10 protein-coding genes and 1 pseudogene are annotated in these 9,303 nt (G+C 69.6%); 2 read left to right on the top strand and 9 right to left on the bottom strand.

Going from position 1 to position 9,303, the window contains the following annotated elements; genetic code table 11:
• Positions 1-214: 214 nt before the first annotated feature.
• A pseudogene (locus tag E0497_RS21105) lies at positions 215-394 on the bottom strand (ISAs1-like element ISMul1 family transposase); the annotation flags it as partial.
• 359 nt (positions 395-753) lie between these two features.
• On the bottom strand, positions 754-1,989 hold the full coding sequence (locus E0497_RS10480; RefSeq protein WP_137724727.1) for an MFS transporter: 1,236 nt from the start codon (positions 1,987-1,989) through the stop codon (positions 754-756).
• 122 nt (positions 1,990-2,111) lie between these two features.
• On the opposite strand from E0497_RS10480, the gene E0497_RS10475 reads away from it, so the two are divergent.
• Positions 2,112-2,801: a FadR/GntR family transcriptional regulator gene (locus E0497_RS10475; protein ID WP_137724726.1), complete on the top strand. Its 690-nt coding sequence runs from the start codon at positions 2,112-2,114 to the stop codon at positions 2,799-2,801.
• Positions 2,802-2,814: 13 nt separating this feature from the next.
• Here the strand turns inward: E0497_RS10475 and E0497_RS10470 are convergent, their stop codons facing one another.
• From E0497_RS10470 to E0497_RS10450, 5 genes are all read right to left on the bottom strand, one after another.
• Positions 2,815-3,081: a DUF1918 domain-containing protein gene (locus E0497_RS10470; RefSeq protein WP_137724725.1), complete on the bottom strand. Its 267-nt coding sequence runs from the start codon at positions 3,079-3,081 to the stop codon at positions 2,815-2,817.
• A gap of 99 nt (positions 3,082-3,180) precedes the next feature.
• Positions 3,181-4,035, bottom strand: coding sequence for a TIGR02569 family protein (locus E0497_RS10465; RefSeq protein ID WP_137724724.1), 855 nt, complete (start codon positions 4,033-4,035; stop codon positions 3,181-3,183).
• A 92-nt stretch (positions 4,036-4,127) separates the two neighbouring features.
• Positions 4,128-5,321 carry an adenylyltransferase/sulfurtransferase MoeZ gene (gene moeZ, locus E0497_RS10460; protein ID WP_170312938.1) on the bottom strand — a complete coding sequence of 398 codons (1,194 nt, stop codon included), beginning with the start codon at positions 5,319-5,321 and terminating at the stop codon, positions 4,128-4,130.
• Between the two features lie 23 nt (positions 5,322-5,344).
• The gene (locus tag E0497_RS10455; protein WP_137724722.1) at positions 5,345-6,100 is read right to left on the bottom strand and encodes a beta-phosphoglucomutase family hydrolase; all 756 of its coding nucleotides are present in this window, start codon (positions 6,098-6,100) and stop codon (positions 5,345-5,347) included.
• Positions 6,101-6,113: 13 nt separating this feature from the next.
• The gene (locus E0497_RS10450) at positions 6,114-7,136 is read right to left on the bottom strand and encodes a DUF3152 domain-containing protein (protein ID WP_241665833.1); all 1,023 of its coding nucleotides are present in this window, start codon (positions 7,134-7,136) and stop codon (positions 6,114-6,116) included.
• 256 nt (positions 7,137-7,392) lie between these two features.
• Here E0497_RS10450 and E0497_RS10445 point away from each other — a divergent pair, with 256 nt between their 5' ends.
• A complete protein-coding gene (locus tag E0497_RS10445; protein ID WP_137724720.1) occupies positions 7,393-8,064 on the top strand; it encodes an HTH-type transcriptional activator FasR in 672 nt (223 codons plus the stop codon).
• Positions 8,065-8,134: 70 nt separating this feature from the next.
• Here the strand turns inward: E0497_RS10445 and E0497_RS10440 are convergent, their stop codons facing one another.
• Both E0497_RS10440 and E0497_RS10435 read right to left on the bottom strand, forming a co-directional pair.
• Entirely contained in the window at positions 8,135-8,368 is a 234-nt protein-coding gene (locus E0497_RS10440) for a DUF3107 domain-containing protein (protein WP_170312937.1), read from the bottom strand.
• 131 nt (positions 8,369-8,499) lie between these two features.
• Positions 8,500-9,180: a ferritin-like fold-containing protein gene (locus E0497_RS10435; RefSeq protein WP_137724718.1), complete on the bottom strand. Its 681-nt coding sequence runs from the start codon at positions 9,178-9,180 to the stop codon at positions 8,500-8,502.
• Between the last annotated feature and the right edge of the window lie 123 nt (positions 9,181-9,303).

The raw sequence follows: 9,303 nt of genomic DNA, 5'->3' as shown, positions 1-9,303 counted from the left end.
CGGCTCGCCGGCCACACCAACATCGCCGGCGCGCTACGCCACCACGGCCGTGATCCACACCGGCCGATCGATCTACTTCATGCCGCCTGACATGGGGTTATGCGACTTTGCCGGGCCCCTGGGCTGCAGGGGCCCAGAACGCCGGCAAAGTCGCGTAATTGCATGTCAGATGGCGTGAAGTAGCTCGATCGGCCGGTGCGGCTCGGCCGTGGTGTCGTAGCGCGGTGGCGATGTTGGTGTGGCCGGCCAATCTGAAGAGACTGACCGCGGTGTTCCTGATGGTGGCCATGACCTGTGGACTGCTGCCGGTGCGGACGGTGGATCGGCCTTCGTCCAACGTGACATCGCGAACCCAATGCAGTCGGTTCTCGATGCCCCAATGCCCACGAATCCAGGCCGCGACCTGCGCCGGAGCCGCTGTAAGGCCCGGACACATGGCCTACTTTTCGGCCGTCCCCGACAGCCGGTCCTCGCCCAGGAACTTCGCCGCCTACTGGATGATCACCCGCTCGGTCCCGAGCGCACGGATCCGCTTGCACGCCGCCCGCTGACTTCGCCGTCGTGCGGCCGGGAATCTCACCGCGATCGATGCAATCTTGCTTCAACCACGAGTGCAGGCGCCCGACGCTGATACCCAGTTCGTAGCCGGTCTACTGGACCGGCTTAACTACACGGGCCGACACGATGGCGTGAGCCCTGAAATCCGGGGAATACGGACGAGTCATGGCCGGAGCTTTCCCCCTAGCCGAAACCTCAGTTCCAGCTGTCCTCGAGCATCCGCGGCTTGCAGGCCGCCCATGCCGAGATCAGGACGACGACGACGGCGACCCCGAGGAGAGCGAAGGGAGCGCCCCAGCCGCCGGTGGTTTCGTGCAGCACGCCGAACAGCAGGGGGCCGATGCAGGCGACGGTGTAGCCGAGTCCCTGCGTGAATCCGGACAGGGCGGCCGAGCCGGCGTGGGTGCGGGTGCGCAGGTTGATCAGGGTCAGCGACATCGGGAACGTGCTCGGGCCGAGACCGACGACGACCACCCACAGGATCGGTGCCGACATCGGCGCCACCAGCAGACCGGTGAACCCGATCGCATAGGCGGTCGCACAGCCGACGACGATGGGGAACGGATTACGCAGCCGCGCACACACGTTGGGGGCCGCGAACGCCGCGATCAGACCCATGAACGAGAACAGGGCGACCATGCTGCCGCCGAACGATTCGCTCGCCCCGGCCTCGGTGAGGATCGTCGGGATCCACGTGAACATCGAATACGTGATGAGCGACGTCATACCGAACATGCCGGCCATGCCCCAGCCCACCGGCGACCGCCACGGGCGTCCCGACGGATGCGGTTCGGTGGACGCGGCAGCCGCGGCGGGATGCGCGGAACCGCCCCGGCCGCGGGCCAGGATCATCAGCCACGGCACGGCCGCCGCGAAACCGAGCAGCGACCACACGGCCAGCGAGATGCGCCAGTCGAACGCGTCCGCGAGTGGCACCGCGACCGTCGCCGGGAGGATCGTGCCGATCTGCACACCGGTGATGTAGATGGCGCTCACGAGCGCCAGCCGGTCCCCGAAATACCGCTTGACCAGGGGCGGGATGACGACGTTGCCGATGCCCATGCCGCCGAGGGCGAGCGCCGACAGCGCCAGCAGCGACCAGGTGTCCGACACCATCGCGCGGGCGAGCATGCCGATCCCGGCCATCATCATGCCGAGCAGCGCCGTCCACTCCAGGCCGAGACGACGCCCGATCGTGGGAGTGAGGAGACCGAACACCGCGAACAGGGCGGTGGGCAGCATCCCGAACACGCCGACGACCGTCGACGAGAAGCCGATCTCGCCGCTGATCTGGGAGGCGAGGGGTGTGAACGACGTGACCGCGAGCCGCAGCGTCAACGCCGACATCGTGATCGCGGCGAATACCAGCAGCCGGCCCTTCAGCAGCGGCTGCGGGCCGGTGGACGCGGGCGGGGATGCGGTCACGGTCATGTAGTACTACCTCGGTTCGGTGCTGCGGCGAAAGAAGTGCCGCCGAAAATCATAGGATGACCCGACGACCGTGGCAAAGCGTTACAGTGCGGACAGGTCCCGTCCCCACCACCAGGAGCACCGTGCAACCCGTCCGCCGCAGCACCCTGATCACGCAGGTCACCGAGCAACTTCGCGACGAGATCCGCTCCGGACGCTGGCCCGTGGGGTCCCGCATCCCCACCGAACCCGAACTGGCCGAACGCACCGGCACCGGACGCAACACCGTCCGCGAGGCCGTGCAGGCGCTCGTCTACTCGGGTCTGCTCGAACGCCGGCAGGGTTCGGGCACGTACGTGCTCGCCGACACCGAGCACACCGGCACCCTCGGCGCCTACTTCGCGAGCGCCCACGAACGCGACGTCGTCGAACTCCGCCAGTCCCTCGACGTGACCGCGGCCGGCCTGGCCGCGCAGCGCCGCACCGACGACGACATCCGTAACCTGCGGGAACTGCTCGACGCCCGCGCCGCGGCATGGCACGGCACCGACCTGCCCGCCGCCGTCGCCGCGGACATGGCCCTGCACCGCGGCATCGTCGCCGCGAGCCACAACCGGGTGTATCTCGAGTTCTACGACTCGCTGCTGCCGACGATCGCGGCGACCGTCCTCGACCACGTGACCGCGACCGGGATCGGCCTCCACGACGAGCACACCGACCTGATCGACGCGATCGTCGCCGGCGACGCCGACCGGGCGCTCGCCACCGCGCGCGGCTTCTTCGGTGAACTCCTCGCCGGATACGCGACGACCGATCCCGACGACGGCCGATAGGCCCCGGGATCCGTCAGGGTCCGTCGCGGTGCGCGATCGTCTCCTGGAGTTCGGCGATCCGCTTGCGCTCCTGCGTGTCCAGTTCGGACATGCCGGCGGCCGTCACGATGTGGGCGTCGGGCCCGGGGAACACCAGAGCCTCGTGCCCGTCGTGCAACCGCACCACCAGGTAGGGTGGGCCGCCGTCGTCCCCGCGCACCTCGCGGATCTGCGCGATCTCGTCGGGGGCACCGACGGTCGTGCCCTTGGCGATGAGCCAGTCTCCCGGTTCGGCGTGCATGACGCCCTCCTCGGTCGAGTTCGTTCGGGTCGGTCGAACCAGATCCAGTATCACCGATACAGGTGACCGATCACCAGGGGCCGGGACGTCCCGCCCCGGTCAGAGGATCAGCCGGATCATCTCGGCGGTGTGCTCGAGTCCGGGCAGTGCCTCCGGTGTGGACCGCGGATGCAGCGCATGCACCGACAGCCGGAACAGCAGGGCCCGCAGCAGCATCTGCGGCCACTCCGGCAGATCTTCCCACCGTCCGATCAGGCCCTCGTCGGCGCCGCCCCACGACAGGGCGTCGACGACGACGACACCCGCCGCCCACGCCGCCGGACGCCAGTACGGGGTGATGTCGGTGACGCCGGGTGCGACGGCGCCGGAGAACAGGACCGTCCCGAACAGGTCGCCGTGGACGAGTTGATCCGGTGAACGGACCGGCTTACGCAGCGACGCGAGCTGGCCGATCAACTCGACGCTGCGCCGGCCGTCCGCGGACAGGTCCTCGAGGGCGCCCGCCGCGCGGGCCGTCCGCAGCGGCACCGTCTCCCACGCCGCGCGGTCGGCGGCGACGAACACATCCACGTCGGCCCACGGCGCGACGGGCGGCTGCGCCAGGAAGCGGGGACGCTCGAGTTGCGCGGTCGCGGCGTGCAGCCGCAGAGACAGCGACACCACCTCGTCGTGCCGCGGTTCGGGGGTGCCGGCCTGGAACGTGTCGGCCCGCCATCCGGAGACGACGTAGCGGCCGTCGGTGGCCCGGACCGGACGTGCCAGTCGCACCGCGTCCACCACGAGGGTTTCGCGGACCTTCGCCGACCAGGCGGCGCGCGCGTGGTCGGCGACCGGGGTCAGGACGACGTCACCGAGACGCCATCCACCTTCCCAGTCCGACCCCAACGCAACCGGTTCGACCTCACGGAGACCGAACGTCGAACAGACGTGCTGGGGTGGTTGTGCTGAGCTCACGACGGTCAGGTTACCGGCGAGAGCGGTCGGTTCCGGTGAGGCGCTCCGAGCGAACTCGGCGGCGTGGCCGGGCTGTGACGAGGGTGACACGGTCAGTACACCGGCAGCGTCGGATCCACCTGGTGCGCCCACGCGATGACGCCGCCCTGCAGGTGCACGGCGTCGGCGAATCCGGCGCGCCGGACCGCGGCGAGTGCCTCCGCCGACCGGATGCCGGTCTTGCAGTGCAGCACGATGCGCTTGTCGGTCGGCAACTCGGCGAGCGCCTCACCGGACAGGATCCGGTCCTTGGGGATCAACGTCGCACCGGGCAGGTGCACGATGTCCCACTCGACGGGTTCCCGGACGTCGACGATCGCGATGTCGGCGCCGGTCTCGATCAGTTCCCGCAGTTCGAGCGGGGTGATCGTGGCGCCGCGGTCCGCCTCGGGGACGGACACGACGCCACAGAACGCGTCGTAGTCGACGAGTTCGGTGACGTCCGCCCGGTCCGGGTCGCGGCCGAGCGCGACGGTGCGGTAGCTCGCGGCGAGCGCGTCGTAGATCATCAGCCGGCCCAGCAGGGTCTCCCCGATCCCGGTGATCAGTTTGATCGCCTCGGTCGCCATGATCGAGCCGACCGACGCGCACAGCACACCGAGTACGCCGCCCTCCGCGCACGACGGGACGGTGCCCGGCGGCGGCGCCTCCGGGTACAGGTCGCGCAGCGTGATGCCGCGACCGTCGGGGGCGGCGTCCCAGAACACCGACACCTGCCCCTGGAACCGGTAGATCGACCCCCACACGTACGGCCGGCCGGCCAGCACCGCCGCATCGTTCACCAGGTAGCGGGTCGCGAAGTTGTCGGCGCCGTCGAGGATCAGGTCGTACTGCGCGAACAGGTCGACGGCGTTCGAGGAGTCCAACCGGAACTCGTGCAGTCGGACGTCGACGTGCGGGTTGATCTCCCGGATCGAATCACGGGCACTGTGCGCCTTGGAGCGTCCGACGTCGGCGGTGCCGTGGATGATCTGACGCTGCAGGTTCGACTCGTCGACCACATCGAAGTCGACGATCCCGAGCGTCCCGACCCCGGCCGCCGCCAGGTACAGCAGTGTCGGCGAGCCGAGCCCGCCCGCCCCGATCACCAGCACACGCGCGTTCTTGAGCCGCCGCTGCCCCACCGTCCCCACATCAGGGATGATCAGGTGCCGGCTGTACCGGGCCACCTCGTCACGACTCAGTTCGGACGCCGGTTCCACCAGCGCCGGAAGCGGATTCTTCGCGGACACACACGCTCCTGACATCGACCGTAAAGCTGGTATCCAGCCTAGGTCGTGCCGAAGTCCACCTCGAGATCACTCAGGTCCGAGACCACGACATCGGCCCCCGCCGCCCGCAGTGCGTCCGCGTGATGTGTGCGGTCGACACCGACGACCACCCCGAACCCGCCGCGGCGGCCGGCCTCCACCCCGGCGAGCGCATCCTCGAGTACGACGCACTCCCCTGCCACCAGGCCCAGCCGGTGCGCCGCCTCGCGGTAGGTGTCCGGTGCCGGTTTCCCGGCGAGCGCGAGCCGGTCGACATCGACGCCGTCGACGCGGACGTCGAACAGGTCGGTCAGCCCGGCCGTGTCCAGGACCCGGGTCGCGTTGCGGCTCGCGGTCACCAGTGCGACCGCCACGCCCGTGTCGCGCAGTCGCCGGATCAGCGTGACGGTGCCCTCGAACGCATCGACACCGCGGGTGTCGAGGGTGTGCAGGAACAGCGCGTCCTTGCGGGCCGCGAGACCGCACACCGTGTGCGCGGTCGGCGGATCCGACTCCTCACCGTGCGGCAAGTCGATCGACCGGGACGCCAGGAACGACGCCACCCCGTCGACGCGGGGGCGTCCGTCGACGTACCGCAGATAGTCGTCGGACGTGAACGACGCCTCGCCGCGCCCCCGGTCGGCGAGGAAGCCGTCGAACAGCCGCGTCCACGCCCGCTCGTGGACGCGGGCGGTGTCGGTGACCACCCCGTCCATGTCGAACAGGAATCCCGCGCACGCGCGGCCGGAGATCGAGACGGTGGGCACGGCGGTCATCGGTGGCCCCCGGTCAGCCGCGCGGGAACGGCCACGGATTGAAGCGGCACACCTTGCCGTCCATCGGGACCACACCCTCCGGGTCGAGGATCGCGATGTCGTTGTTCGCGGTGCCGAACGTCTGCTGCATCATCACCGGCGCCAGACCACCGTCCACCTCGCACGGCTGATGCGTCTCGTAGCCGATCGCATGCCCCACCTCGTGGTTGATCTGGTACTGCCGGTACGAGCCGATGTCACCCTGGTAGGCGATCGCGCCGCGCACCCAGCGGGCCTCGTTGAGCACGACCCGGTCGATACCCGGGTTGTAGCAGGACACCTCGAGCTGGATGTCGTAGCCGCACGCCTCCCGGATCGTCATCGGCGACGTCAACGAGATCCGGAAGTCGGGGCCGTCACCGGCGAGCATCGGATCGCCCGCGTCGACGCGGCGGAACGCGAACCGGGGGTCCTTCGTCCAGCCCTTCGGGTTGGCGAGGGTCTGGTCGACCATCCGGCCGAACGACTCGTCACCCCCGAACCCGGTCGTGTCGACACCGTCCTCGACCTCCACCGAATACGTGAACACCCGCTCGGCACCCTGCCCCACCTGACCGGTGGCGCCGGGCACGACATGCCAGGTCCGGGCGCCGGCCTCGGCGTACTGTCCCCCGTCGGGCAGGACCCCCGCGGGAATCGTGTCCGCGAAACTGCCGTCGGCGATCGGGGGCACCCCGACGATGTTCGTGCCGTCCGTGTGGCTCAGCTTCCCGAAACCCGGATTCCCCAGCCCGTCCGAGACGATGTCGTCCCCGCCCCGGACCGCGTCGACCAGCACGAGCACCGTCACGATCAGCAGGATCGGAACGGCGTACGCCCGCCACCCGTAGGTCGACACGAACCGGCCGAGCCGGCTCTGCTTGCGCACGTCCCGCTCCGGACGTGGGACGCGGGGACGACCACTGCTGCGTCGCGTCGGATCCCACGACGCCCGCAGCGGCTCGTGCGAGTCCGGCACACGCTCGGTGTCGGATGTCTCGGGAGCCGGGCCCTGCAGTCGTGGTCCTCCTCGGTCAGTCACCCCGCCAGAATCTCACAGTCCCGACCACCGATCACCTGTCCCGGGTGAACGCGTGACCGTCCTCGCACACGGCACCCGGGAGTGGGATGCTCGATGTGAGGCGAGTGGGAGTTCGCCGGTTCCGTGCGACGCCCCTCCGGGTATCGTGCAGATGATTTACCTTGCCCCGAGGGATTTCGACAGAGGTCGGGTATCGAACGAGTCGGGGTTCTTTGTGCAGATTGGGAGCGACATGACTGAACTCGCTGATCGGACACACTCCGATCGCGCCGCCGGGACCGCAAACGGTCAGGGCGCCCGCCGCAGCACCCGACTACCCCGGGATGCGCGACGCCTTCAGTTGCTCGCGGCAGCCAGCGAGGTCTTCGTCAGCCGCGGCTACCACTCGGCCGGTATGGACGAGATCGCCGAATGCGCCGGCGTGAGCAAGCCCGTGCTGTACCAGCACTTCCCCGGCAAGCTCGAACTGTACGTCGCGGTGCTGCAGAGCTACGTCGACAGCCTCATCTCCGGTGTCCGGCAGGCGCTGCGGTCGACGACGGACAACAAGCAGCGCGTGCGCGCGGCCGTCCAGGCGTTCTTCGACTTCGTCGACAACGACACCCAGGGCTTCCGGCTCGTCTTCGAATCCGATCTGATGGGCGAGCCGCAGGTGCAGAAGCGTGTCGAGCAGGCCACCGAGGCCTGCGTCGACGCCGTGTTCGATCTGGTCGCCCACGACTCGGGTCTCGACCCGTACCGGGCCCGGATCCTGGCCGTCGGCCTCGTCGGCACCAGCCAGTTCACCGCCCGCTACTGGCTCGAGGCGGCCCGGCCGATCCCCAAGGACGAGGCCGTCGACACCACCGTCGCCCTCGCGTGGGGCGGCCTGTCCCACGTGCCGATGCACGGCGACGGCAACTAGACCGACCACGCAGAAGGGGCGTGTGGCCCGGGGTGCACCCCGGGCCACACGCCCCTTGCTCGTTTCGGTACTAGCTCGTGGGAGCGAACCCGACCTTGCGGCCGTCCGAGGGGCCGATCTCCACGTAGGTGATCCGGCTCGACTGGACGAGGAACTTGCGGCCCTTCTCGTCGACGAGCGAGAGCACACCCGCCGCCGCACCACCGAGTGCGTTCGTCACGAGCGCTTCGACCTCGTCCGGCGACTGCGCGCTGACGACGACGAGCTCACGCGGGCTGTCAGTTACACCGATCTTGACCTCCACGGTCAACCTCCGAACTCTCCGAGCGCTTTCAGCTGTCCCGGCCAGGTTAATGCAGCATCGCACCGCCGGACTCCTCGACGTGACCGGTGACGCTGCGCCGAGAGCGAACAGCGCCGTCCGCGCGAGTGCGCTCAGACCAGGCCCAGGACCGCCATCCGCTCGGCATGCTCGGCCTGCATGTTGTCGAACAGGGCGGCGACCCCGTTGAGACTGCCGGTCGCGGCCATCACCAGGTCGGTGAGGTCCTCGCGCCGGGCGAGCACGAACTGTGCCTGCGTGATCGCCTCCCCGAGCAGTCGCCGGCCCCACAGCATCAGCCGGTCCTTCTCGGTGGTGCTGCGGGCGACCACCGCCTGCACCTCGTGGACGACGAACTCCGAATGCCCGACCTCGGCGAGGACCTCGCTGACGGTGCCGCCGACCTCCACGGGCAGCGAGTGCGCGATCTCCCGGTAGAAGTCCGCGGCGATCCCGTCGCCGACGTACGCCTTCACGAGCGCTTCCGGCCACGTCGACGGGTCGGTGGACGCGTGGTAGTCGTCGAGGGCCCGCACGTACGGGTCCATGGCCGCGTAGACCTCGACTCCGCGGTCGGTCAGCGCCTTCTGCAGCACCTCGAAGTGCGTCATCTCGGCGGCGGCCATACTCGCGAACGCGACGCGCCCCTGCAGCGTGGGAGCCATTCGGGCGTCGTCCGCCAGCCGGTAGAACGCGGAGATCTCGCCGTACGCGAGAACCGCGAACAGTTCGGCGACACCGGGGTGGTCGGCGGCGATGGCCGGCACGGACGACAGCGAAGATTCGGCTCCCATGCGGGCCAGCCTAATCCGTCTCCCGCCCGTCGCCCGCGGCCCGGCTACTCGCGGCCGGGACCGCGGGAAACGTGACATGCGCCATTGCGGTACCGGCATCGAACCTCCCGACCGCTACAATTG

The organism is Prescottella subtropica (assembly GCF_005434945.1).
Taxonomy (GTDB): domain Bacteria; phylum Actinomycetota; class Actinomycetes; order Mycobacteriales; family Mycobacteriaceae; genus Prescottella; species Prescottella subtropica.
The sequence above is the reverse complement of the archived record's forward strand: the minus strand, read 5'-3'. Positions and strand labels throughout refer to the sequence as shown.

What these genes read in the sequence shown, in the direction of transcription:
- E0497_RS10480 (WP_137724727.1), bottom strand. Translation starts at nt 1,989, where the DNA reads ATGACCGTGACCGCATCCCCGCCCGCGTCCACCGGCCCGCAGCCGCTG.
- E0497_RS10470 (WP_137724725.1), bottom strand. Translation starts at nt 3,081, where the DNA reads ATGCACGCCGAACCGGGAGACTGGCTCATCGCCAAGGGCACGACCGTC.
- moeZ (WP_170312938.1), bottom strand. Translation starts at nt 5,321, where the DNA reads ATGTCAGGAGCGTGTGTGTCCGCGAAGAATCCGCTTCCGGCGCTGGTG.
- E0497_RS10455 (WP_137724722.1), bottom strand. Translation starts at nt 6,100, where the DNA reads ATGACCGCCGTGCCCACCGTCTCGATCTCCGGCCGCGCGTGCGCGGGA.
- E0497_RS10445 (WP_137724720.1), top strand. Translation starts at nt 7,393, where the DNA reads ATGACTGAACTCGCTGATCGGACACACTCCGATCGCGCCGCCGGGACC.
- E0497_RS10435 (WP_137724718.1), bottom strand. Translation starts at nt 9,180, where the DNA reads ATGGGAGCCGAATCTTCGCTGTCGTCCGTGCCGGCCATCGCCGCCGAC.